Raw genomic sequence first — 22,144 nt, 5'->3', positions numbered from 1 at the left:
CTGAGGCCCCCCGCCACCGGGGCCCCTCCCACCACGGGAAGGGCCCCTTCCGCGGTACGGATAGGCTCAGCCGCATGTCTCGAATCGACGGCCGCACCCCCCAGCAGCTCCGCCCCATCACCATCGAGCGCGGCTGGAGCAAGCACGCCGAAGGCTCCGTCCTCGTCTCCTTCGGCGACACCAAGGTCTTCTGCACCGCCTCCGTCACCGAAGGCGTCCCCCGCTGGCGCAAGGGCAGCGGCGAAGGCTGGGTCACCGCCGAATACTCCATGCTGCCCCGCTCCACCAACACCCGCGGCGACCGCGAGTCCGTCAAGGGCCGCATCGGCGGCCGCACCCACGAGATCAGCCGGCTCATCGGCCGCTCCCTGCGCGCCGTCATCGACTACAAGGCCCTCGGCGAGAACACCATCGTCCTCGACTGCGACGTCCTCCAGGCCGACGGCGGCACCCGCACCGCCGCCATCACCGGCGCCTACGTCGCCCTCGCCGACGCCGTCGCATGGGCCCAGGGCAAGAAGCTGATCAAGGCCGGCCGCAAGCCCCTCACCGGCACCGTCTCCGCCGTCTCCGTCGGCATCGTCGGCGGCGTCCCCCTCCTCGACCTCTGCTACGAGGAGGACGTCAAGGCCGACACCGACATGAACGTCGTCTGCACCGGAGACGGCCGCTTCGTCGAAGTCCAGGGCACCGCAGAAGCCGAACCCTTCGCCCGCGACGAACTCAACGCCCTCCTCGACCTCGCCGTCGCCGGCTGCGACGAACTCGCCGCCCACCAGCGCACCGCCCTCGAAACCCTCCTCGAGAAGTAACCCCGAAAGTAAAAGGCACGCCAAGAACGGTGCTCGGCACGGGCAACCGCACCGAGCACACTCGCGTCTGAAGGAGTACGGGCGCACGGCTCATCCCTGTGCGCCCGGCCAGCCACGCGGGCCCGACCGGCCCGACCGAACGAGAGGGACCGCTCCATGGCCGCGAGCCGCCGACGCCGCACCGCAGCCGTCGCCGCCACCCTGGCTGCCGTCGCGCTGACCGCCGGACTCACCACCGGCTGCGCCGCCGTCGACAAGGCGCTGGACTGCGTCCAGACCGCCGACGCCATCGCCGACAGCGTCACGGAACTCCAGCAGGCGGTCGACAGCGCGTCGAACGACCCGACGCAGCTCGACGAGTCCCTCGACTCCATCGACAAGAACCTCGGCGAGATCGGCGACAAGACCGACAACGCGGACGTCGGCAAGGCCGTGGACGACCTGAACAAGGCCGTCGACAACGTCCGCACGTCGATCAAGAACGGCGACGAGACGCCCGACATCAGCCCGGTCACGGACGCGGCGGGCGAACTGACGAAGGTCTGCACGCCGTAACGCTGCGCGGGCCGGGCCGGGCTTCTCGTGTGCCGGGTTTCTGCCGCCGGCCGGGTGCGCGGGTTCGGGTCCGCGGGGTTTGGTCGCGCAGTTCCCCGCACCCCTGAGGACACGCGCCCCCGGCCATACTGGGGGCCATGACCCGCCTGATCCTCGCCACCCGCAACGCCGGGAAGATCACCGAGCTTCACTCGATCCTCGCCGAAGCCGGGCTTCCCCACGAACTCGTCGGCGCCGACGCCTACCCGGACATCCCCGACGTCAAGGAAACGGGCGTCACCTTCGCCGAGAACGCCCTCCTCAAGGCCAACGCCCTGGCCCGGGCCACGGGACTCCCGGCCGTCGCCGACGACTCGGGCCTCTGCGTCGACGTCCTCAACGGCGCACCCGGCATCTTCTCCGCCCGCTGGTCCGGCAGCCACGGCGACGACAAGGCCAACCTGGACCTCCTCCTCGCCCAGCTGTCGGACATCGCCGACGAACACCGCGGCGCCCACTTCGCCTGCGCGGCGGCCCTGGCCCTGCCCGACGGCACGGAGCGGGTGGTGGAGGGCCGGCTCCCCGGCACCCTCCGCCACGAGCCGACCGGCACGGGCGGCTTCGGCTACGACCCGATCCTCCAGCCGCAGGGCGAGTCCCGCACCTGCGCGGAACTGACCCCCCAGGAGAAGAACGCGATCAGCCACCGGGGCAAGGCGTTCCGGGCACTGGTGCCTGTGGTGCGGGAGCTGTTGGGCTGACGCGTGCAGAAGGGCGCCCACTGAAGTGGTGCGCCCTTCCTGGGTGGGCCCGGTGGGACTCGAACCCACGACACACCGGACCTAAACCGGCGCCCTCTTGCCAGCTGGGGTACGGGCCCACAGCGCCGCCTACTCTACTGGGCCGCGCGGATCGCTCGACGGCCTCCTCGGCACCATGTCTTGGTGATCGCGTGGCAATTCGGACACAACATCCGCAGATTCTCGCGCCGGTCGTCGCTCCAGTCCCCGTTGATGTGATCCACCTCCAGCGTCATGGGTCTGCCCAGCCACTCAGGGCCGGTGCCGCACCGCACGCACTGCTCGGGTACGCCGACGCTGCTGAGCGCTCGACGCAACAGCGTGGTCGCGGTCCTGGGCCTGCCGTCATGACGGATCAGGATCTCCTCGGGGCGCTTGGCCGGGACGGTGCCCGGCTTACCCCGGTTGTGCGCCTGGCCGAGGAAGTGCGCCGTGTCGAGGTGCTCCTGTGCGATGCGCCGACGCAACACCGACCGCTGTCCGCCGTTGTCCGGCCGCCCCAGCCGACGCAGCACCTCGGCGAGGGAGAAGGACGTGGCGACCGCGGCGCGCAGTTCCTCGGAGGCGGGCCAGGCACGGCGCCCGCTCATGAGGCCCGCCTCCGCACGCGTCGACTGCCACGTCCTCGGTAACTGTCCGTCGTGGAGTGACAGTTGGGGCACAGGAACCGAACGTTCTCCACCCGATTGTTGCGCCAGTCGCCGTCGATGTGGTCGACCTCCAGGGGCAGTTGCTCCCCCTGCCAGGCGGCTCCGATGCCGCACATCGCGCAGCGCTCCTCGACACCCAGCTCACGCATCGCTCTCTTGAGGCGGGCGCTCGGAACCCGTCTGGGGTGCGGGGAGGTGTCCTCGATCAGGATCTCCTCGGCGGTTCGGCGGCGCCGGTTGTGCCTCATCTTCTCCGTGCGGACCACAGGCACGAAGTGCGACGTGTCGATGCCGTATGCCTTGATGCGGCGGCTGATGTGAGTGTGGTGTCCCCCCACCAGCTCAAGCCCGACGTGCCGAAGCACGTCGTTCATGCTGGTCGAGGCGGACACGGCCGCCTGCAGAACCTTCCGAGTCCACCTGCTCCCCTCCCGCTCGAAGTGAGCGGTGTCCACCCCCAGCGTCTCCAACGCCTCCGACAACGACCGAGCCCCCCGAGCCGCCTCCTCCAGCCGCTCTCTGGTGTATGGACTGGCCCCCATGGATCACCCCTCCGTCCCCGACCACCCGTTCGTGGTCTCGTACGGAGTAACGAACCGTTTATCGGACCGTCACGCCCGGAATGCGTGCGGAATGCGGAGCGGCTCGTACCGGGGTTCACCGGTACGAGCCGCTCGGAGCAGGAGCCGGGGGGGGCTCAGACCCCCAGGTCCTTGATGATCTTCGCTACGTGACCCGTCGCCTTGACGTTGTACAGGGCGCGTTCGACCTTGCCCTCCTCGTCCACGACGACCGTGGAGCGGATGACGCCGACGACCGTCTTGCCGTACAGCTTCTTCTCGCCGAAGGCGCCGTAGGACTCCAGGACCTGCTTGTCCGGGTCGGCCAGGAGCGTGACCTTGAGGGATTCCTTGTCGCGGAACTTGGCCAGCTTCTCCGGCTTGTCGGGGGAGATGCCGATGACGTCGTAGCCCGCGCCCGCCAGGAGCTCCAGGTTGTCCGTGAAGTCGCAGGCCTGCTTGGTGCAGCCGGGGGTGAGGGCGGCCGGGTAGAAGTACACGATGACCTTGCGGCCCTTGTGGTCCGCCAGGGACACCTCGGTGCCGTCGGCGTCGGGCAGGGTGAAGGCGGGGGCCACGTCCCCCGGCTGGAGTCGCTCGCTCATCGCACCAGCCTAACCGGGGGTCGAGGCAGTGCGGTGGGCCGTGGAGCTGACAGACTGTCCAGCACAGGCTTCACACCGACTTCGGAGGCGACACGGTGGCGGACACGGCGGACACCAGGACCCCGGCGCAGATCGAGGCGGACATCAGGCGCCGCCGCGCGACCCTGGCCGAGACCCTCGACGAGATCGGGGTGCGGGTGCACCCGAAGACGATCGTCGGGGATGCCAAGGCCAAGGTCGCTTCCAACATCGACCACACGCTCGGGCGGGCGTACGTGGGGGTGAACCGGGCCGTCACGGATGTGCGGGCCCGGTTCGTGGACGAGGAGGGCGCGCCCCGGCTGGAGCGGGTCGTGCCGGTCGCGCTCGTCGTCGTGGGAGTGGTCGGGCTGCTCGCGTTCAGCACGCGGCGGCGCAAGGGCTGACCCGACTGCGCAGGAATCCGGGGAAGACAGGTAGGTTTCAGGGCGTGAGCGCCAAGAGAAACGAGCAGAGCACCCATCCGGACAAGCTGCCCATCCGGATGCTGCACGACCGCGTACTCGTGCGGCAGGACACCAGTGAGGGCGAGCGGCGTTCCGGCGGCGGCATCCTGATCCCCGCCACGGCGGCGGTCGGGCGGCGGCTGGCGTGGGCCGAGGTCGTCGCGGTGGGTCAGAACGTACGGACCGTGGAGGCGGGTGACCGGGTGCTGTTCGACCCGGAGGACCGTGCCGAGGTCGAGGTGCGGGGGATCGCGTACGTGCTGATGCGCGAGCGTGATCTGCACGCGGTGGCCGCGGACCGTTTCGAGGGTGCCGAGGATTCGACGGGCCTGTACCTGTAGGGCCCAGGTGGGGCGAAGGGGCCGGTGACGGTTGTCACCGGCCCCTTCGTCATGGGCTTTGCTACGTTGGAGGCACCCCGACGAGACGCGCCGTACCGGGATCAAGGCAAAGACGACGCACCGACACCGTCAGCCCGTTTCCCGGAGGTGCCCGTCATGGCCTGGGTTCTGCTCGTCGTCGCCGGTCTGCTCGAGGTGGGGTGGTCCGTCGGCATGAAGTACACCGAGGGGTTCACGCGTCCGCTGCCCAGTGTGCTCACGGGCGCCGGCATCGTCGCGAGCATGCTGCTGCTGTCGCAGGCGGCCAGGACCCTGCCGATCGGTACGGCCTACGGCGTGTGGGTGGGGATCGGTGCGGCCGGGGCGGCGGTGTTCGGCATGGTGGTTTTGGGTGAGCCGGCGACCGCCGCCCGGATCTTCTTCGTGTGCCTGTTGCTGGTCGCCGTGGTGGGGCTGAAGGCGACCAGCGGTCACTGAGCCGTCGGCCCGCTACTCGCGGCGGGCGCCCTGCGGGGCCACGCCCCAGCCGGGGCTGGTCGGGCCGCCCGTCGCGCCGCCGTCGCTCGCGTCTCCGCCCCCGCCCTCCGTCGTCCCGCCGTCGGTCGTGCCCCCGTCGGTGGTGCCGCCGTCGGTGGTGCCGCCGTCCGCGGTGCCGCCGCCCGTGGGGGACTCGCCGCCGGTGCTTCCGTCGGTGGTGCCGCCGTCGGTCTGGCCCTCGGTCTGTCCCTCGGGGGTGCTGGGGCTCTGCTCGGGCGTCTGGGTGCCGGTCTCCTCGCCGCCGGTGGTCGTGCCGTCGTCGACGGTGGGGTCGGCGCTCGGGTCGGCCGGGGCGTCGCTGCTCGGCGCCTGCGAGACGTCGGAGCCGGGCTGGAGCCTGAGGTCGAACTCCTTGGCCGGCTTGCCCTTGAGGGCGTCCTGGGTGAACTGCGTCCAGATCTCGGCGGGTGCGCCGCCGCCGTTGATGCGCGGCAGGCCCATGACGCCGTACAGCGACTTGTGGGCGGCGGTGACCGGGTCCTGGCCCATGACGGAGACCACGGTGGCCAGGTCGGGGGTGTAGCCCGCGAACCAGGCCGCCGTGTCCTCCTCGGCGGTGCCGGTCTTGCCGGCGACGGGCCGGCCGGCGGCCTGTGCGGCGGAGGCGGTGCCGTTCTGGACGACGCTCTGCAGCATGGAGGTGGTGGTGTCGGCGGCCTCGCGGCTGACGGCCTGCCGGGTGCGCCGCTCGGGCAGGTCGATCGGAGTGCCGCCCTTGGTGACCTTCTCGACCATCGTGTACGTGCCGTGCCGGCCGTGGTTGGCGAGGGTGGCGTAGGCCTCGGCCATGTCGAGGACGCTGGCGGTGGCGGTGCCGAGCGCGATGGCGGGGCCGTCGGCGAGGTCGGGGGTGGCCTCGGGGACGCCGAGGTCGATCGCGGTCTGCTTGACCTTGGCGGGGCCGACGTCGGCGGCCATCTGCGCGTAGACCGAGTTCACGGAGCTGTCGGTGGCCTCGGTGACGGTGATGTCGCCGTAGGAACGCTGGTCCTCGTTCTCGGGGGCGTAGGGGTCGCCGGTCCAGCCCTGGACGGGGCGCTTGTTGGTGCCGTCGTAGATGGTGTTCGGGGTGATGACGCGGCCGTCCTGCGTCTCGGAGTGGTTCTCGACGGCCGCGGTGAACACGAAGGGCTTGAAGGTGGAGCCGACCTGGAAGTCCCGGCGGGTGGCGTTGGGGGTGTACTGCTTGACGTAGTCGATGCCGTTGTACATCGCCACGACCTTGCCGGTCTTGGGGTCGACGGAGGCGCCGCCGGCGCGGACGTAGCTGTCGACCTTGTTCTTCTTGCCGAGCTTGGAGATCAGCTTGTCGTTGACGGCCTTCACGAACGCGTCCTGCTTGCCCTTCTGCAGGGTCGTCGTGATGCGGTAGCCGCCGGCGTCGAGCTTGCTCTCCTCGACGATCTTGTTCTGGACGAGGTAGTCCTTGACGATCCGGACGATGTAGCCGCGCTGGCCGGACATGCCGGTGGAGAGGGTGGACTCCTTCGGCACGGGGAACTTCATGCCGGCCCGCTTCGACTCGCTGAGCCAGCCCTTCGTGACCATGCCGTCCAGGACGTAGTTCCAGCGGGCCTCGGCGGCCTTGCGGTTCTCGGGGTGGGCGACGACGTCGTACTGGCTGGGCGCGTTGACGAGCGCGGCGAGGTAGGCGGCGCGGGCCGGGTCGAGATCCTTGGCGTCCTTGCCGTAGTAGGCCTGGGCGGCGGCCTGGATGCCGTAGGCGTTGCGGCCGAAGTAGCTGGTGTTGAGGTAGCCCTCGAGGATGTGGTCCTTGCTGACCTCGCGGTCCAGCTTGATCGCGATGAAGAACTCCTTGGCCTTGCGCGTGACGGTCTGTTCCTGGCGCAGGTAGTAGTTCTTCACGTACTGCTGGGTGATCGTGGAGCCGGACTGCTTGCCCTTGCCGAGGGCGGTGTTCCAGGCGGCGCGGACCATGGCCTTGGGGTCGACGGCGGACTCGGTGTAGAAGTCGCGGTCCTCGGCGGCCAGGATCGCGTGCTGGGCGTCCTTGGAGATCTGCGGGAGGGTGACGTTCTCCCGGTTGACCTCGCCGTCGCGGGCGATCACGGAGCCGTCCGCGTAGAGGTAGACGTTGGCCTGCTTGGTGGCGAGCGCGTTGGCGGGCGGGATCTTCACGAGTGAGTAGCCCAGGAAGAAGCCGCCGGCCAGGAGCAGTACGACGACGATGAAGCCGCCGAGCGTCATGCGCCAGGTCGGGATCATCCGGCGCCAGCCGGTCCGCTTCGGTTTCCCGGCCGCCGTGGCCTCGGGCGTGCCCGTGTCGCCGTCGGCGTCCCCCTGCGGCTGTCTCGATGCCCAGCCCGGATTCGGCTGCTGCGGCTGAGGCTCGTCACTCATGTCGTGCACGGACTCCTGTTTCGCGTCGTACGTCGTTCCGTACGTCTCTGCTCGCTCTTGCGCCCCTGTGATGAAGACTGTCCCATCCGTTGATCAGTTCCCTGATCGAGGGCCGGGCTGCGGGCCGTGTGGTGAGGCGGGCCGCGTGCGGGCGGGTGCGCGGGCGGGCACAGGGTGAAACGTGCTGCTGCGCACGCCTGCCCGAATCGTGATCTCGCCGCGCGGCATTCGCCCGAAGGTGGCTACGACCGTGGATCGCGACGGCTCGTACCCGGCCGGCACGGCCGTCCCGCTGCTCGCCCTGGCCACGGGCGCCTCGGCCCACGCGGACCCAACGGATCGTACCGTCTGGGCCGGTGCGCGCCCGCACCGCGGCGCTCCCGCTTCTCCCCGAAATTGCGTGGCACGCCCGTTCGTCGGAGCACTAGGCTCCTGCGCTTCGGTGCCGGGCGGCGAGGAGGGGTGTGGACGTGGGCTCGGGGCGGTTGTACGGGGCCGTCGCGGCGGGTGGTTTCAGGCGGTACGCGACGTACCGGGCGGCCACGGTGGCCGGGGTGTTCACCAACACGGTCTTCGGCGTCATCCTCGTCCACACGTACCTGGCCCTGTGGGACCAGAAGCCGCAGTTGGGCGGGTACGACCAGGCGCAGGCGGTGACCTACGTCTGGCTGGGGCAGTGCCTCTACGCGACGCTGGCGATCCAGGGCGGGGGCGCCGAGAAGGACCTGATGGAGCGCATCCGCACCGGTGAGATCGCCGTCGACCTGTACCGGCCGGCCGATCTTCAACTGTGGTGGCTGGCGGGGGACGTGGGGCGGGCGTTGTTCCAGATGCTGGGGCGGGGCGTGGTCCCGTTCCTGTTCGGTGCGCTCTTCTTCCCGATGGCGCTGCCGACGTCGGTGACGCCGTGGGCGGCTTTCGCGGTCACGCTGCTGCTGGCGACGCTCGTCAGCTTCGCGATCCGCTATCTGGCGGCGCTGAGCGTGTTCTGGCTGCTGGACGGCACGGGCGTCAACCAGGTCCTTGTGGTCACGGGGATCTTCTTCTCGGGGATGGTGCTGCCGCTGAACGCCTTCCCGGGCGTGTTCGGCGAGGTGGTGCGGGTGCTGCCGTGGGCGGCGCAGATCCAGATGCCGGCGGACGTGCTGATGGGGGAGACGGATCCGCTGCGGGCGGTCGCCTTCCAGGCGGGCTGGGCGGTGGCGCTGCTGGCCGCGGGGCGGCTGCTGCAGTCGGCGGCGACGCGGCGGGTGGTGGTGCAGGGTGGCTGAGCGCGGTGTCCTGCGGGAGGGCCTGCGGGCCTACCGGCTGATCGCCGGGATGTGGGTGCGCTCCAGCATGGCCTACCGCACGTCGTTCGTGGTCACGGTGTTCGGGAACCTGACGGTGACCGGGCTGGACTTCGTGGGCATCCTGCTGATGTTCTCGCAGGTCGACTCGCTCGGCGGCTGGTCGCTGCCGGAGGTGGCGTTCCTGTACGGGCTGTCGGTGACGTCGTTCGGGATCGCCGATCTGGTGCTCGGCTCGATGGATGTGCTGGGCGCCCGGATGCGGGACGGCTCGTTCGACACGTTGCTGGTGCGGCCGTGGCCGGTGCTGGCCCAGGTCGGGGCCGACCGGTTCGCGCTGCGCCGGCTGGGCCGGATCACGCAGGGTGCGGTGGTGCTGGGCTGGGCGCTGGTGTCGGTGGACGTCGACTGGAGCGTGTCCGAGGTGCTGCTGGTGCCGGTGACGGTGGTCAGCGGTGCGGCGATCTTCTCGGCGGTGTTCGTGGCGGGCGCGGCCTTCCAGATCTACGCGCAGGACGCCGCCGAGGTGCAGAACGCCTTCACCTACGGCGGGACGACGCTGTTGCAGTATCCGCCGACGGTGTTCGGCAAGGAGCTGGTGCGGGGGGTGACCTTCGTGCTGCCGCTGGCTTTCGTCAACTGGGTGCCCGCCGCCCGTGTGCTGGGGCGGCCCTACCCGGTCGGGCTGCCCGGCTGGACGGCGTTCGTCTCGCCGCTGGTGGCGGTGGCGTGCTGTCTTCTGGCCGGGCTGGCGTGGCGGACAGGGCTTCGTTCGTACCGGAGTACAGGGAGTTGAGTTGACCGGGTCGGAGAGCGGGATCATCGGACCGGGGAGCGGGTTCATCGAACTCGACGGTGTCGAGAAGGTCTTCGAGGTGCGCAGGAAGTCCGGTTTCATGAGGCGGGAGCGGCGGCTGGTGCGGGCTGTCGACGCGATCTCCTTCCGGGTGGAGCGCGGCGAGATGGTCGGCTACATCGGGCCGAACGGCGCGGGCAAGTCGACCACGATCAAGATGCTGACCGGCATCCTCACGCCGAGCGCGGGCCGGCTGCGGGTGGCCGGGATCAACCCCTCCGCGGAGCGGAGACGCCTCGCGCACCGTATCGGTGTGGTGTTCGGCCAGCGTACGACGCTGTGGTGGGACCTGCCGCTGCTGGACTCCTACCGGCTGATGCACCGCATGTACCGGATCCCGGACGCCCGTTACCGGGAGAACCTCGACCGTCTGGTCGAACTCCTCGACCTGGGCGGCCTGCTGGACGTCCCGGTGCGGCAACTCTCCCTCGGGCAGCGGATGCGCGGCGACATCGTGGCGGCGCTGCTGCACGACCCGGAGGTGCTGTACCTGGACGAGCCGACCATCGGCCTGGACGTCGTGTCCAAGTCGAAGGTGCGGGAGTTCCTGCGGGAGTTGAACGCCGAGCGCGGTACGACGGTGCTGCTGACGACGCACGATCTGCAGGACATCGAGCAGTTGTGCAAGCGGGTGATGGTCATCGACCACGGGCGTCTGATGTACGACGGGCCGCTCGCCGGGCTGCACGAGGCGGGTGAGAGCGAGCGGACCCTGGTGGTGGACCTGGAGCGGGAGCTGCCGCCGATCGACGCGCCGGCGCCCGCGCGGGTCGTCCGCGTGGACGGTCCGCGGCAGTGGCTGGCGTTCCCGGCGGGGGAGTCGGCGGCGCCGCTGGTGGCGCGGATCGCGGCCGAGTATCCGCTGGTGGACCTTTCGGTGCGGGAGCCCGACATCGAGGCGGTGATCGCGAAGATGCTGCATCCGTCGGGGGACACCCCCGGGCCCCCGCCGGAGCAGGCCGAGCGGGCGATCTCGTAGCCCCCGGCGGGGTGAGCTCGTAGTCTGCTGTGTATGACCGACGACGCCGTCCCGGACCTCCGTGCCTCCGACGCCGACCGTGAGCAGGTCGCCGGCATCCTGCGGGACGCCCTCGCCGAAGGGCGCCTCGACATGGAGGAGTTCGAGGAGCGGCTGGACGCGACGTACAAGGCGCGCACCTACGGGGAGCTGGCGCCGATCACCCGGGACCTGCCGGCCGCGGGCGTCACGGCGCCCTCGGTGTCCCTGACGAAGGAACCGGCCTCCGGCCCGGGGTGGTCCGGGCGCATCGTCGGCGGCGAGGGCAGCTCCACGTGGGCCGTCGCCGTGATGTCCGGCTTCCAGCGCAAAGGGCGCTGGACGATGCCCCGGCGGTTCACCTGCCTCGCCTTCTGGGGCGGCGGGGAGATCGATCTGCGCGAGGCGGACTTCGCGGACCGGGAGGTCGAGATCAACGCCTTCGCGATCATGGGCGGGGTGGATGTGATCGTGCCGCCCGGCGTCGAGGTCGTCGTCCGCGGCATCGGTGTCATGGGCGGCTTCGACCACCGCGAGGAGGGCGTGCCGGGGGAGCCGGGCGCGCCGAGGGTGATCGTGACCGGGTTCGCGCTGTGGGGCGGCGTCGGGGTGCAGCGGAAGCTGACCCGGGCGGAGAGGCTGCGGATCCGTGAGGAGCGCCGCCAGGAGAAGCTGGAGCGCAGGGCGGGGCGGCGGGAGTTGGGCGAGGAGCGCTGAGCTCCGCGGGCGCGGGCGGCACCGGGCCCCGGCAGCCGCGTGCCCGCCGCCCGTGGTCGGGCGGCGGGCACGGGACGAGAACGGTGCGGGCGGGGATTACAGCTTCGCCGGCGCCGAACCCTTCAGCGTCGTCAGGTCGAAGGACTCCGCCATGCGCGCGTACCCCGCGTCGCTGGGGTGCAGATGGTCCCCCGAGTCGTACTCGGGCCGCAGCCGCCGCGGGTCGTACGGGTCACGCAGCGCCTGGTCGAAGTCGGCCACGGCGTCGTACACCCGTCCGGCGCGGATCTGGGCGTTGATCGTCTGGCGGACCTGCTCTCGCGCCTGCGTGTACCCGCGGTGTCCCTGGAACGGCATCAGCGTCGCGCCGACGACCTTCACGCCGCGCGCGTGGGCCTGTCCCACCAGAGTGCGCAGCCCGGTGAGGATCGCGTTCGGGTCGGCCAGGCGGGGGTTGCGCAGGATGTCGTTGACGCCGAGGTCGATGACGACGACCTTGACGTTCGTCCGCTCCAGCACGTCCCGCTGGAAGCGGTTCAGGCCGCTGGGGTTGTCCGCGGGGCGGCCCAGGCCGTCGGCGAGGACCTGGTTGCCGCTGATGCCCTGGTTGACGACGCTGTAGCGGGGCAGGTCCCGCCCGGCGGCGATCTCGGTGCGCAACCGGTCGGAGAGCACGTCGGTCCAGCGGCTGTTGGTGTCCGGCGTGGAGGTGATGCCGTCGGTCAGGGAGTCGCCGAGGACGACGACCGTGCCGTCGGACTCGTTGCTCAGCACGTCCAGCGCGGTCAGGTACCGCCAGGACCCGATCCGCTCGGTGTACGGCGTGCCCGTTGCGTCCTGCGCGTGGTCGCCCTGGGCGACGTAGGAGATCTGCCGGGCGTGCCGGTGGTAGGTCACCGGGCCGGAGGCGGCGGGCGTGTAGGTGGTGATCAGGACGTCGGAGTCGTGCGGGACGACGATCCGTACCGCGTCGCTCATGACCTGCCGGCCGGGCGGGATGACGACCGTGGGGCCACCGCCGAAGGTCAGCTGCCGCATGGTGTCGGCGAGTGCGGCCGGCGTACCGCTGCCCGCGGAGACGGCGACCGTCGCCCGCGTGATGCTCAGCGGCGACTGGCCGTAGAGATTGGACAGCGTGACGCGGGCACTCGTACCACCGACGCTGGTGTGGACGACGTTGCGTACCGAACGGTCCGCCATGCCCGTGGTCTCGGTGCCGGGTTCGGCGGCGGAGGGAGATGCGGACCAGGTGCCGACCCAGGTGCCGGTGGAGGCGGGGGCGGCGGAGTTGTGGGGGGCGCGGCCGTCGCCGAGGGCGTTGCGGATGCGCAGGCCGTCGTCGGACGCCACGCCGACGTATATGGCGGTGGAAAGGCCAACGATCGCTGCGACGACCAGGGCCAGGAGGGCGTAGCCACGTCCTCGGGTCATGCTGTTCAGTTCTCCTCGGGCGATGGGAGCCCAAGGCTCCGATCTGATGTGCCCATGATGCGGCATGGGCCGGGGGAAGCTCACAGCACCCCGTGGCATTACCCCCTCCGACAGACGCCGGGAACTCCTGTTCCGTTCCAGGAGTCGGTCAGGAAGGGACAATGTGTGTGCGGGATCACCGAGCGGGTGGAGCGGATGGAACAGACGAAAGCAGCAGAAAAGGGTGCCGGTGCCGGAGCGCAGCATGCCCGCTCCGGCGCCGCGGTGAACCGTGCGATGACGACGTTCAGCCCGGCGGACCAGGAGAAACAGCGCGGCGTACGCCGAATGAAGCTCACCGCCACCGGACTTCTGGTGTTCGTGGCGCTCGTCTACGTTCTGTCCACCTGGGCGCACAACTCCGGCGCCGGGGCCTGGGCGGCCTATGTCGCCGCCGCCTCCGAGGCCGGCATGGTCGGCGCGCTCGCCGACTGGTTCGCCGTCACCGCCCTCTTCCGCCACCCTCTCGGCATCCCCATTCCGCACACGGCGATCATCCCCACCAAGAAGGACCAGCTGGGCGTCTCCCTCGGCGAGTTCGTCGGGGAGAACTTCCTCTCCGAGGACGTCGTACGGCAGCGGCTGCGCGCCGTCGGCATCGGCAGCCGCCTCGGCGCCTGGCTCGCCGTCCCCGAACACGCCGACCGGGTCACCGCCGAGCTGTCCACCGCCCTGCGCGGCGCCCTGACCGTCCTGCGCGACTCCGACGTCCAGGCCGTCGTCGGCGAGGCCATCACCCGCCGTGCGAACGCCCAGGAGATCGGGCCCGGCATCGGCAAGATGCTGGAGAAGGTCGTCGCCGACGGCGGCCACAAACGCGTCGTCGACCTGATCGTCAGCCGGGCGCACGACTGGCTCGTGCTGCACCGCGACGAGGTGATGGACGCCGTGGAGGGCGGCGCCCCGGGCTGGACGCCGAAGTTCGTCGACCGCAAGGTCGGCGAGCGGGTCTACCGGGAACTGCTGCGCTTCGCCACCGAGATGCGCGACATGCCCGGGCACCCGGCGCGCAGCGCCCTGGACCGCTTCCTCACCGACTTCGCGGGCGACCTCCAGTCCGACACCGACACCCGTGCCCGCGTCGAACGGCTCAAGGGCGAGGTGCTGGGCCGCGGCGAGGTCCAGGACCTCATCGCCAGCGCCTGGACGGCCGTACGGTCCATGATCGTCTCGGCCGCCGAGGACGAGCGCAGCGAGCTGCGGCTGCGGGTACGGGCGTCGCTGCTGTCGCTGGGCACCCGCATGGCCGGTGAGCGCAAGGTGCAGGACAAGGTCGACAAGTGGGTGGAGGACGCGGCCGTCTACGTCGTCACCACCTACCGCAAGGAGATCACCTCCCTGATCACCGACACGGTGGCGAGCTGGGACGCCGAGCACACCACGAAGAAGATCGAGGCGAACATCGGCCGCGACCTCCAGTTCATCCGCATCAACGGCACGGTCGTCGGCTCCCTGGCCGGCCTGCTGATCCACACGGTGTCGCACGCGCTGGGGGCATAAAGCTTCGGGCGTAAGAGAAGCCGGTCAGGGCACTCGATCCGGGTTCCGCTCGAAGAGGAGGGGGCCCATGACCACCGCCCAGGCCGACACCGGCCGCACCGTGACCACCGACATACCGGCCCGCCTCGACCGCCTCCCGTGGTCGCGCTGGCACTGGACGATCGTCATCGGTCTCGGCACCGTGTGGATCCTCGACGGACTCGAAGTCACCGTCGTGGGCAACATCGCAAGCCGCCTGTCGGAGCCCGGCAGCGGCCTGCCCATCACGTCCGGCGAGGTCACCGGCATGGCGGCCGCCCTGTACGTGGCGGGCGCCTGCCTGGGAGCCCTCTTCTGGGGCCGCCTGACCGACAAGTGGGGGCGCAAAAAGCTCTTCATGATCACCCTGGCGGTGTACCTGGCCGCCACGGCCCTCACCGCGATCTCCTTCGACACCTGGTGGTTCTTCCTCTTCCGGTTCCTCACCGGCTTCGGCATCGGCGGCGAGTACGCGGCCATCAACTCCGCGATCGACGAACTGATCCCCAAGGAGTACCGCGGCCGCACCGACCTGATGATCAACGGCAGCTTCTGGCTGGGCGCGGTCTTCGGCTCGCTGCTGTCGATCGTCGCCCTGGACACGGACATCTTCGCCGCGAACGTCGGCTGGCGCCTCACCTTCGCGCTCGGCGCCGTCCTCGCCCTGGTGATCCTCCTCGTCCGGCGGCACGTCCCCGAAAGCCCGCGCTGGCTGCTGATCCACGGCCGCGACGACGAAGCGGAACGCATCGTCTCCTCCATCGAGGACAAGATCGAGGAGGAGCGGGGCGAGCCGCTGCCCCGCGCCGAGGGCGAGATCACCATCCACCAGCGCCGCAGCGTCTCCTTCCTGGAGATCGGCCGCACGGTCTTCTCCGACTACCGCAAGCGCGCGATCCTCGGCTTCTCCCTCTTCATCGGCCAGGCGTTCCTCTACAACGCGATCACCTTCGGCTTCGGCGCGATCCTGACGACGTTCTTCGACGTCCCGAGCGGCAACACCGGCTACTACTTCGCGGTCATCGCCATCGGCAACTTCTGCGGCCCGCTGGTCCTCGGCAAGCTCTTCGACACGGTCGGCCGCCGCATCATGATCTCCGGCACGTACATCCTGTCCGGCGCGCTGCTCTTCGGCACGGCCTGGCTCTTCGACCAGGGCTCCCTGAGCGCGACCACGATGACGGCCTGCTGGTGCGCGGTCCTGTTCTTCGCCTCGGCCGGCGCGTCCAGCGCCTACCTGACGGTCTCCGAGGTCTTCCCCATGGAGACCCGGGCGATGTCGATCGCGTTCTTCTACGCTCTCGGCACCGCCGCCGGCGGCATCAGCGGCCCGCTGCTGTTCGCCAAGCTCACGGAGACCGGTGTCGTCGGCGACACGGTCCTCGCCTTCTCGATCGGCGCGACGCTGATGTGCCTGGCCGGCCTGGTGGCGGCCCTCCTCGCGGTGAAGGCGGAACGCCGCTCCCTGGAGGACATCGCCAAGCCGCTGACGGCGGCTGAGGCTGACCCCTCCGGCAGCGCGGGGCAGAGGCGGGCGACGGCCTGAAGGACACCTCGGCCGACGCCGCCAGGGTTGGCGCGAGTCTCCCCGCCACAGCCCGGACAGCGGTCGGCCGAGCACCGCGTCGACCACCCGCCGCCGGAGCTGCGGCAGGTTGCGGAATTCCCTCACAACCGCCCCGGGCCATGGCGCCGAACGGCGACTCCAAGGCCATTCGTCTGCCCCTTCCTGCCCACCTCACCACTCCAAGTATTCGATTGGACGTCACCCCGTAACGGGTGTGGACTGGATATCTGGGGTGGAGGTGGAACGATGAAAGGGCTACCATTTCGACTCGAAATCATTGAAGGCGCTACGGAATGGATCGTCCGGTGCTCATCTGAGTGCGGCGAAGCGAGCGTACGTGTCGAGCCTCCCTATTCGGAAAGGGAGCTCGAGGCCACTCTGATCCGTGTGGAAGCGTCGCTGACCAAGTCGTACAGCCCGGTGGTGACCCGCGGCACCGTCACACCCGAGAGATCGGTTCGGGATTTCGGAAAACGCCTCACCGAGGCGGTCATCCGGGACGCGATATCCCTCCAGTTGGATCGGTGCATAAATCGATCCAGAACGCAGAACAGGTCGTTGCGCATACTGTTGCGTACGGATGGCCCACATGTGAGTCGTATTCCCTGGGAATATCTCGTGGACCCCTCCCGAAAGGACTATTTGGCCCTCCGGGTGCCCGTCGTGCGCGACCTGCGACTGATGGACCCCGTGCCGCCCCTGACGCTCACGCTTCCGCTTCGAGTGCTTGGCATATCGGCGCGTCCGAGCGACCTCCCGCCTCTGGAAGAGAAACGGGAACGTGATCGGATAGCGCATGCTCTTCAGCGGAACAGCTCCGACAACGTGGACGTCCACTGGCTCCCCGGAGATCGCTGGCAGGATCTCGCGCAAGCTTTGCGATCCGACACGTGGCACGTCCTCCACTGCGTCTGCCACGGCGGCTTCGACGAGGATCTCAACGAGGGATACATAGAGCTCTCGGGCGACGACGGATATGCGATGCGCCTCCTCGCCGGCGACTTCGAACGGCTCATCGCGGACAGTCCGCATCTGCGTCTTATCGTCCTGAACGCCTGCGACTCCGCCGTCAGCGGAGCCGAGGACGTCTTCACGAGTACCGCTGCCAGCCTCGTGCACGCCGGAGTGCCGGCCGTGGTCGCGATGCAGTACGAAATCACCGACCAGGCCGCTCTCGTCTTCGCTTCGTCGTTCTACGAGCGCATAGCCGACGGGCTTCCCGTGGACCGGGCGGTCACACGTGCCCGCGAGGAAGTGAAGATGCGCCAGGGCAGTCTGGAGTGGGCCACTCCCGTCCTGTTCCTCGCATCCGATCAGACCCGGGTGTTCGCCTCGGCCGACGACCCGACGCAGCGCCCCAGAACCCCGCCCTCCCGGCAGGACTTCACGACAGATCCGATCACCCTGACCAAGCCGACGATCGAGGAGCAGTCGCCCGAGAGGATCGGTGTACTCGCAGAAGTCGGGCCGTGTTCCCGCCTGGCACTCGGGCCTGGGAATCTGCTCGCCACGGCCTGTGAGGACGGCCTGATCCGGATCTTCGCGGCCACGGACGGGCAACTGGTTGCCCAATGCCCGCCCGTGCAGAGGGAACATCCCGTTTCCCTGGCCTGGAGCCCCTGGCGACGGCATGTGGCCAGTCGGCATGAGGACGGCACGGTGGTGGTCTGGGACCTGCAATCCGAATCCGCGGTATGTGTCATCAGCCCTGGCGGGCAGAGCGACACCCTCGCCTTCAGCGCGGACGGCCGCTGGCTGGCGCTGACCGTGGGCAATCGTCTCCAGGTCTACGACGCGCGGGGAGCGCGAGTGCGCGACCTTCAGGCCTGGCCGGCGAAGAAGGGCGGCATGCTGCCCACGGGTGAGAAAGCGACACCCGGCCCCGTGACGTTTGCACCGGGTGACCGGCACGTACTCGTAGCCTGCGGTGACAATTCGGTGCGACAGCTGAACGGGCACGGGCAAACCGTCATGACCTTGCCGCACCACCAAGCCGTGGTCTCCCTTGCATGCACGGGGGACCTCGTGGCTACCGGTTGCCTGGACGGGCAGGTGCGTTTCTGGTCCTGGCAGGGCCGGCTCCTCCGCCGGACAGGATATGGAGAACCCGCCCGGCACCTGGCGTTCTCCACCGGTTTCCCGGTGCTGGCCGTCGCCGATGAACAAGGCACCGTAACCTGCCGCGACTTGAACAGTGGGAAATCGTCCGTTGCGGCGAAGCTCGGGAGTCAGCCCGCAGGAGTGGCGTTCCTCGGAAATGGCACGGGCTTCGTGACCGGTACACGCACGGGTGTGATCGAGCGTTGGGCGCTGCCCGAGTGGATCGAGGAACTGGGAGAGCATCATGACAGACCCGGAGGTTGAGATCTTCTGGCCTTCGTCCCTCCCGGCCGATCCGGCCACGGAGGCGCAGGGCCTGCTGCACGAGGCCGGAATCCACACCACCTGCATGTTGCGTCCTGCGCGGCGAGGGGCGGCCGATGTGGTGCTCGTGCTGGTGACCACCGCTGTCCTTGAGCCGTTTCTCCGCACTCTTTTCCAGGGGCTCGCCGAGGAGGCTCACAGAGGCCTGAGGAAATTTGTCGACCGGCTGCTGGCGGGACCGTCGAAAGGCCGGCAGGCGCCGGAAGAACTGGTCATTCAAGTGTCCGAGGGCGGTCGCATCACGTTCACCACAGGTCTTCCGGACCAGGCGTACCAGCAGGCCGTCGACCTGGATGCCCGCGACGGACGCTGGGCCTGGGACGCGCAACGCGTCATGTGGGTCCCCGTCTGAACGAAAATCCGGAGGGAGACAACCGGCCATGACAGACAATCGCCCACCGCAGTCGTCCGACGACGGGCCATGGGAATCGGAGACTCCTTGGCAGGCGCCGCCCACGTCGTCGCAACATCAGCAATCACAAATGCCGCAAGGGCAACAGCAGTTCGGTCAGCAGTCGTGGCAAGGCTCGTATCCGGGACAGAGAACGACTCCGCCCACCTACATGGTGGGGGCCATCCTCGTCACGCTCTTCTGCTTCCTCCCGACCGGGATCGCCGCCATAGTCTTCTCCTCGCAGGTCTCAGCCAAGACGAATGCGGGCGACATCGCAGGAGCTGCTGAAGCCTCACGGAAAGCCCGGCTCTGGGTCATCGTCAGTCTGGCGGCCGGCGTGTTCGCCTGGATCGTCATCATGGCTGTCTCCCTGTCCTCGTCCAGCACCACGGCCCTCGTGCCGACGCCGTGAATCCACTGCGAACCCGGGCTCGACCGCCGCAGTGGGCTCCGACGGCGCATCCCGTCCGCGACGCTTGGGCGGGTGCCGGGGTCTTCGCGACGTTGTGCGTCGTCACCGCCCTCGTGAACCCCACACGTGCCGGTCGCTTCCCCGCCTGCCCCATCCGGACCGTCACGGGCTTTGACTGTCCGGGCTGTGGCAGCCTGCGCACGCTGCACGAGCTCACTCACGGCCACCTGACGGCCGCAGCGGACTACAACCTGCTGCTGGTCGCGTTCCTGCCGTGCGCCGCGGCGGTGTGGCTTCGCACCGTCACGGGCAGAGTCCGCCCACGCCATCTTCCCCGGTGGACTGTGCCGGCGACGATCATCGTGCTCGTCGTCTGGACCGTGATCCGCAATCTGCCCGTGCTCGGGGGAGTGCTGGGCGCTTGAACAGCGCTGCGCTGGTGTCGGGCCGCGCGAGCACCCATCGACGGCTCCTGTGCCGGGCCCGTCGCCCGGTCCCGGGCGAACGCCGGCGTCCCGAACCCAGCTGGGCGAACCCCCGCTGTTTGGCCCGAAGTCCCCGCCCCCGTCCTCGGGCGCGGCCTTGGCGCCGCCCGCGTGATGTACGACGTCGGCAGACCCGCCGCTTGGTGCAGTGGTTGGCGATCACCGCCCAGATGGGCCGTGTCATCCCCGGATCCGTGCCCGCGACGTTCGGACGCCGTTCCACTCCCCGACAAGCCCCCGACCGCCCTCCATCCGCCGCGTCTTCGCCGCGTACGGCATCCCCGCCCAGGCTCCACTTGGCCACGTACTGCTCGTCATAAGTCGGTTACCTGTGGGGGCCAGTGAGGAGACAACCTGGTGGTGCGGGGGATAACAGAAACTGCGCTATAGTTGATCTGCGTCCAGTCGTCGGAACTCCGGCGGGCAGACGATGCGTTGGTGGTCCAAGGAAAGACGCCCCACTTCCTGTGGGGAGATGCAGGTGCAAGGCCTGCCCGGCGCTCCGATCAAGAGCCCGGCCCTGGGATTCAGGGCCGGGTTCTTTGCTGTGCCCGCGAGGGTGAGCCGGTCGGCCGCGCGGGCTCACCGGATCAGCCGATCCGACGTACGAGGGTCGACCGGTCGTCGTCGTTCCGAGGTGCTGGGGTCGGCCGGTGGTTGTTCCGGCGCACCGGGATCGGCCGGTCAGTCGATCCGGCGCCCGCGAACATCCGGTCGGCCGATCCCGGGATCAGCCGACCCGACGCCCCCGGATCATCCGATCAGCCGATCCGGCGCACCGGGATCGTCCGATCAGCCGGACCGGCGCACCGGGACCATCCGATCAGCCCCGCCGGTCCGCGACCGCCCACGACGCCAGCGCCACGGCCCCCGCCACGCCGAACACGGCCGGCCAGGCCCCCACCTTCTTCGCCAGCGGATGCGACCCGGCGAAGGCGGCGACATACGCGGCCGACAACGCCCCCGCGGCCGGCCCACCGGCCTGCTGCCGCCACTGCCGCGCCGCGGCCACCCCGGCCGCGGCCAGTACGACCCCGCCGAGCGGCCGCTGCCGGGTCCAGCGGGCCACGCCGTACCCGCCCACGAGCCCGCTCGCGGCGACCACCGCGCTGGGAACCTTCGCCATACGTGCCTCCTGCGTCCTACACCCTGCTCGGGATCTTGAGGCTAGCCCGCAGGCCCCGGAAACCCGAACCTGAGTCTGGGCTTGTCAAGTTTCCTCCTCCGAGCTATATAAGAAGACGCAGACCGTATGGCATCGCACTCGCTGCACCTGAAGAGAGGAGTGACCAGTGATGCTCATGCGCACGGACCCCTTCCGTGAGCTCGACCGGCTCACCCAGCAGGTCTTCGGCCCCACCACCGCCCGCCCGACGGCGATGGCGATGGACGCCTACCGCTCGGGGGACGACTTCTTCGTCCACTTCGACCTCCCCGGCATCGACCCCGAGACGATCGACCTGGACGTCGAACGCAACGTGCTGAACGTCCGAGCCGAGCGCAGGTCCCCCGCCCCCGAAGGCGCGGAGCCCCTCGTCGCCGAGCGTCCCACCGGCACTTTCACGCGCCAGCTGTTCCTCGGCGACACGCTCGACACGGAACGCATCGACGCCTCCTACGAGGCCGGCGTCCTGACCCTGCGCATCCCGGTGGCCGAGCAGGCCAAGCCGCGCCGCATCCAGATCTCGGGCGGCGACACGCGCAAGCAGCTCAGCAGCTGACCCCACCCGCACCACCAGAGGTACGTCGTCGCGCCGCCGGAACGAGCTCCCGGCGGCGCGACCCGGCTCACCCCCTCAAAGCATCAGCTCGCCCCCTCAGAGCATCAGGAGGAATAGCCCACACATGAGCACGACGACGGTGCCCCGTGTGACGACGAGACGCGCCCCGCACGCCGCCGCCGACGACGGCTGGTCCCAACTGATCGAAACGGTCCGCGAGTCGGGCCTTTACCCCACCCGGTCGAAGGCGGAACAGGTCACCCGTACCGTCCTGGCCGCCCTCGGCACGCACGTCACCGGCGACGAACGGGTCGACCTGGCCCGCGCCCTGCCCTCCGAGGCCGCCCGGCTGATCGCCTCCCAGATCCCGGCCACGCAGCGCCTGACGGCCGCACGGTTCGTCGACGAGGTCGCGTCCCGCACGCCGGGAGCCACGTCCGCCACGGCCCGCTGGGACGTCAGCTCGGTCCTGGGCGCGCTCCCGCCCCTCGTCGGCGACGACCTCGTCACCCGCATCCTGGCCCAACTCCCCGCCGGCTACGCCCTCCTGTTCGGCCGCGCGGACCTGACCCCGGCGTCGTAGGCTCCTGGGACCAGCCGTACGACGGC

Annotated in this window: 23 protein-coding genes, 1 tRNA gene, 1 pseudogene and 1 riboswitch; of the genes and pseudogenes, 18 read left to right on the top strand and 7 right to left on the bottom strand. The window is 69.9% G+C overall.

Features of this window, described 5'->3' with window-relative positions:
• The first annotated feature begins 74 nt into the window (after positions 1-74).
• The 3 genes from rph to rdgB all read left to right on the top strand — a co-directional run bounded on the left by rph (position 75) and on the right by rdgB (position 2,107).
• Positions 75-812, top strand: coding sequence for a ribonuclease PH (gene rph, locus ACIQU3_RS30350; RefSeq protein WP_403726932.1), 738 nt, complete (start codon positions 75-77; stop codon positions 810-812).
• Positions 813-968: 156 nt separating this feature from the next.
• On the top strand, positions 969-1,367 hold the full coding sequence (locus ACIQU3_RS30345; protein ID WP_104779695.1) for a hypothetical protein: 399 nt from the start codon (positions 969-971) through the stop codon (positions 1,365-1,367).
• Between the two features lie 137 nt (positions 1,368-1,504).
• Positions 1,505-2,107: an RdgB/HAM1 family non-canonical purine NTP pyrophosphatase gene (rdgB, locus tag ACIQU3_RS30340; RefSeq protein ID WP_403726925.1), complete on the top strand. Its 603-nt coding sequence runs from the start codon at positions 1,505-1,507 to the stop codon at positions 2,105-2,107.
• Positions 2,108-2,151: 44 nt separating this feature from the next.
• Here rdgB and ACIQU3_RS30335 read toward each other — a convergent pair.
• From ACIQU3_RS30335 to bcp, 4 genes are all read right to left on the bottom strand, one after another.
• A tRNA-Leu gene (locus tag ACIQU3_RS30335) sits at positions 2,152-2,226 on the bottom strand.
• A gap of 15 nt (positions 2,227-2,241) precedes the next feature.
• Positions 2,242-2,736, bottom strand: a complete 495-nt coding sequence (locus ACIQU3_RS30330) for an HNH endonuclease (RefSeq protein WP_403726921.1) — start codon at positions 2,734-2,736, stop codon at positions 2,242-2,244.
• Positions 2,733-3,338, bottom strand: a complete 606-nt coding sequence (locus ACIQU3_RS30325) for an HNH endonuclease (protein WP_403726916.1) — start codon at positions 3,336-3,338, stop codon at positions 2,733-2,735. The genes ACIQU3_RS30330 and ACIQU3_RS30325 overlap by 4 nt, the downstream gene beginning before the upstream one ends.
• A 155-nt stretch (positions 3,339-3,493) precedes the next feature.
• Entirely contained in the window at positions 3,494-3,961 is a 468-nt protein-coding gene (bcp, locus tag ACIQU3_RS30320) for a thioredoxin-dependent thiol peroxidase (protein ID WP_403726912.1), read from the bottom strand.
• Positions 3,962-4,056: 95 nt separating this feature from the next.
• Here bcp and ACIQU3_RS30315 point away from each other — a divergent pair, with 95 nt between their 5' ends.
• From ACIQU3_RS30315 to ACIQU3_RS30305, 3 genes are all read left to right on the top strand, one after another.
• Entirely contained in the window at positions 4,057-4,386 is a 330-nt protein-coding gene (locus ACIQU3_RS30315) for a DUF3618 domain-containing protein (protein ID WP_366714917.1), read from the top strand.
• 44 nt (positions 4,387-4,430) lie between these two features.
• Positions 4,431-4,787 (top strand): co-chaperone GroES, encoded by a 357-nt coding sequence (locus tag ACIQU3_RS30310; RefSeq protein WP_104779699.1) that lies wholly within the window; start codon positions 4,431-4,433, stop codon positions 4,785-4,787.
• 55 nt (positions 4,788-4,842) lie between these two features.
• Positions 4,843-4,909, top strand: a riboswitch (guanidine-III (ykkC-III) riboswitch).
• Positions 4,910-4,943: 34 nt separating this feature from the next.
• Positions 4,944-5,264 (top strand): DMT family transporter, encoded by a 321-nt coding sequence (locus ACIQU3_RS30305; protein WP_403726907.1) that lies wholly within the window; start codon positions 4,944-4,946, stop codon positions 5,262-5,264.
• A 12-nt stretch (positions 5,265-5,276) separates the two neighbouring features.
• Here the strand turns inward: ACIQU3_RS30305 and ACIQU3_RS30300 are convergent, their stop codons facing one another.
• On the bottom strand, positions 5,277-7,685 hold the full coding sequence (locus ACIQU3_RS30300) for a transglycosylase domain-containing protein (protein WP_403928745.1): 2,409 nt from the start codon (positions 7,683-7,685) through the stop codon (positions 5,277-5,279).
• 470 nt (positions 7,686-8,155) lie between these two features.
• On the opposite strand from ACIQU3_RS30300, the gene ACIQU3_RS30295 reads away from it, so the two are divergent.
• The 4 genes and pseudogenes from ACIQU3_RS30295 to ACIQU3_RS30280 all read left to right on the top strand — a co-directional run.
• A complete protein-coding gene (locus ACIQU3_RS30295; protein WP_403928878.1) occupies positions 8,156-8,956 on the top strand; it encodes an ABC transporter permease in 801 nt (266 codons plus the stop codon).
• Entirely contained in the window at positions 8,949-9,770 is an 822-nt protein-coding gene (locus ACIQU3_RS30290) for an ABC transporter permease (protein WP_403726901.1), read from the top strand. The genes ACIQU3_RS30295 and ACIQU3_RS30290 overlap by 8 nt, the downstream gene beginning before the upstream one ends.
• 1 nt (position 9,771) lies before the next feature.
• Positions 9,772-10,809 carry an ATP-binding cassette domain-containing protein gene (locus ACIQU3_RS30285; RefSeq protein WP_403928742.1) on the top strand — a complete coding sequence of 346 codons (1,038 nt, stop codon included), beginning with the start codon at positions 9,772-9,774 and terminating at the stop codon, positions 10,807-10,809.
• A gap of 33 nt (positions 10,810-10,842) precedes the next feature.
• Positions 10,843-11,532 (top strand): annotated as a pseudogene (locus tag ACIQU3_RS30280) (DUF1707 domain-containing protein); the annotation flags it as partial.
• A 108-nt stretch (positions 11,533-11,640) separates the two neighbouring features.
• Here ACIQU3_RS30280 and ACIQU3_RS30275 read toward each other — a convergent pair.
• Positions 11,641-12,975 carry an SGNH/GDSL hydrolase family protein gene (locus ACIQU3_RS30275; protein ID WP_403928739.1) on the bottom strand — a complete coding sequence of 445 codons (1,335 nt, stop codon included), beginning with the start codon at positions 12,973-12,975 and terminating at the stop codon, positions 11,641-11,643.
• Positions 12,976-13,140: 165 nt separating this feature from the next.
• On the opposite strand from ACIQU3_RS30275, the gene ACIQU3_RS30270 reads away from it, so the two are divergent.
• From ACIQU3_RS30270 to ACIQU3_RS30245, 6 genes are all read left to right on the top strand, one after another.
• Positions 13,141-14,514, top strand: coding sequence for a DUF445 domain-containing protein (locus tag ACIQU3_RS30270; protein ID WP_403928736.1), 1,374 nt, complete (start codon positions 13,141-13,143; stop codon positions 14,512-14,514).
• Positions 14,515-14,581: 67 nt separating this feature from the next.
• Complete coding sequence (locus tag ACIQU3_RS30265; RefSeq protein ID WP_403726882.1) at positions 14,582-16,078, top strand: MFS transporter; 1,497 nt, start codon at positions 14,582-14,584, stop codon at positions 16,076-16,078.
• A 408-nt stretch (positions 16,079-16,486) separates the two neighbouring features.
• A complete protein-coding gene (locus tag ACIQU3_RS30260) occupies positions 16,487-18,463 on the top strand; it encodes a CHAT domain-containing protein (RefSeq protein WP_403726879.1) in 1,977 nt (658 codons plus the stop codon).
• Positions 18,444-18,875 (top strand): hypothetical protein, encoded by a 432-nt coding sequence (locus ACIQU3_RS30255; protein WP_403726877.1) that lies wholly within the window; start codon positions 18,444-18,446, stop codon positions 18,873-18,875. Before ACIQU3_RS30260 ends, ACIQU3_RS30255 begins: the two co-directional genes overlap by 20 nt.
• Before the next feature lie 28 nt (positions 18,876-18,903).
• Complete coding sequence (locus tag ACIQU3_RS30250) at positions 18,904-19,329, top strand: CD225/dispanin family protein (RefSeq protein WP_403726872.1); 426 nt, start codon at positions 18,904-18,906, stop codon at positions 19,327-19,329.
• A 92-nt stretch (positions 19,330-19,421) separates the two neighbouring features.
• The gene (locus ACIQU3_RS30245; protein WP_403928733.1) at positions 19,422-19,754 is read left to right on the top strand and encodes a DUF2752 domain-containing protein; all 333 of its coding nucleotides are present in this window, start codon (positions 19,422-19,424) and stop codon (positions 19,752-19,754) included.
• 883 nt (positions 19,755-20,637) lie between these two features.
• Here ACIQU3_RS30245 and ACIQU3_RS30240 read toward each other — a convergent pair.
• Positions 20,638-20,940 carry a hypothetical protein gene (locus tag ACIQU3_RS30240; RefSeq protein WP_403726862.1) on the bottom strand — a complete coding sequence of 101 codons (303 nt, stop codon included), beginning with the start codon at positions 20,938-20,940 and terminating at the stop codon, positions 20,638-20,640.
• A gap of 169 nt (positions 20,941-21,109) precedes the next feature.
• Here ACIQU3_RS30240 and ACIQU3_RS30235 point away from each other — a divergent pair, with 169 nt between their 5' ends.
• Both ACIQU3_RS30235 and ACIQU3_RS30230 read left to right on the top strand, forming a co-directional pair.
• Positions 21,110-21,535 carry an Hsp20/alpha crystallin family protein gene (locus tag ACIQU3_RS30235; RefSeq protein WP_403726859.1) on the top strand — a complete coding sequence of 142 codons (426 nt, stop codon included), beginning with the start codon at positions 21,110-21,112 and terminating at the stop codon, positions 21,533-21,535.
• A gap of 124 nt (positions 21,536-21,659) precedes the next feature.
• Positions 21,660-22,118: a DUF2267 domain-containing protein gene (locus tag ACIQU3_RS30230; protein ID WP_403726856.1), complete on the top strand. Its 459-nt coding sequence runs from the start codon at positions 21,660-21,662 to the stop codon at positions 22,116-22,118.
• Positions 22,119-22,144 lie beyond the last annotated feature (26 nt).

It is taken from the genome of Streptomyces sp. NPDC101110 (assembly GCF_044759525.1).
Taxonomy (GTDB): Bacteria; Actinomycetota; Actinomycetes; order Streptomycetales; family Streptomycetaceae; genus Streptomyces.
The sequence above is the reverse complement of the archived record's forward strand: the minus strand, read 5'-3'. Positions and strand labels throughout refer to the sequence as shown.

Bases quoted from the DNA above. Each gene is read 5' to 3' on its own strand.
- rph (WP_403726932.1), top strand. From the start codon at position 75: ATGTCTCGAATCGACGGCCGCACCCCCCAGCAGCTCCGCCCCATCACC.
- ACIQU3_RS30345 (WP_104779695.1), top strand. From the start codon at position 969: ATGGCCGCGAGCCGCCGACGCCGCACCGCAGCCGTCGCCGCCACCCTG.
- rdgB (WP_403726925.1), top strand. From the start codon at position 1,505: ATGACCCGCCTGATCCTCGCCACCCGCAACGCCGGGAAGATCACCGAG.
- ACIQU3_RS30330 (WP_403726921.1), bottom strand. From the start codon at position 2,736: ATGAGCGGGCGCCGTGCCTGGCCCGCCTCCGAGGAACTGCGCGCCGCG.
- ACIQU3_RS30325 (WP_403726916.1), bottom strand. From the start codon at position 3,338: ATGGGGGCCAGTCCATACACCAGAGAGCGGCTGGAGGAGGCGGCTCGG.
- bcp (WP_403726912.1), bottom strand. From the start codon at position 3,961: ATGAGCGAGCGACTCCAGCCGGGGGACGTGGCCCCCGCCTTCACCCTG.
- ACIQU3_RS30305 (WP_403726907.1), top strand. From the start codon at position 4,944: ATGGCCTGGGTTCTGCTCGTCGTCGCCGGTCTGCTCGAGGTGGGGTGG.
- ACIQU3_RS30300 (WP_403928745.1), bottom strand. From the start codon at position 7,685: ATGAGTGACGAGCCTCAGCCGCAGCAGCCGAATCCGGGCTGGGCATCG.
- ACIQU3_RS30275 (WP_403928739.1), bottom strand. From the start codon at position 12,975: ATGACCCGAGGACGTGGCTACGCCCTCCTGGCCCTGGTCGTCGCAGCG.
- ACIQU3_RS30265 (WP_403726882.1), top strand. From the start codon at position 14,582: ATGACCACCGCCCAGGCCGACACCGGCCGCACCGTGACCACCGACATA.
- ACIQU3_RS30255 (WP_403726877.1), top strand. From the start codon at position 18,444: ATGACAGACCCGGAGGTTGAGATCTTCTGGCCTTCGTCCCTCCCGGCC.
- ACIQU3_RS30250 (WP_403726872.1), top strand. From the start codon at position 18,904: ATGACAGACAATCGCCCACCGCAGTCGTCCGACGACGGGCCATGGGAA.
- ACIQU3_RS30240 (WP_403726862.1), bottom strand. From the start codon at position 20,940: ATGGCGAAGGTTCCCAGCGCGGTGGTCGCCGCGAGCGGGCTCGTGGGC.
- ACIQU3_RS30235 (WP_403726859.1), top strand. From the start codon at position 21,110: ATGCTCATGCGCACGGACCCCTTCCGTGAGCTCGACCGGCTCACCCAG.
- ACIQU3_RS30230 (WP_403726856.1), top strand. From the start codon at position 21,660: ATGAGCACGACGACGGTGCCCCGTGTGACGACGAGACGCGCCCCGCAC.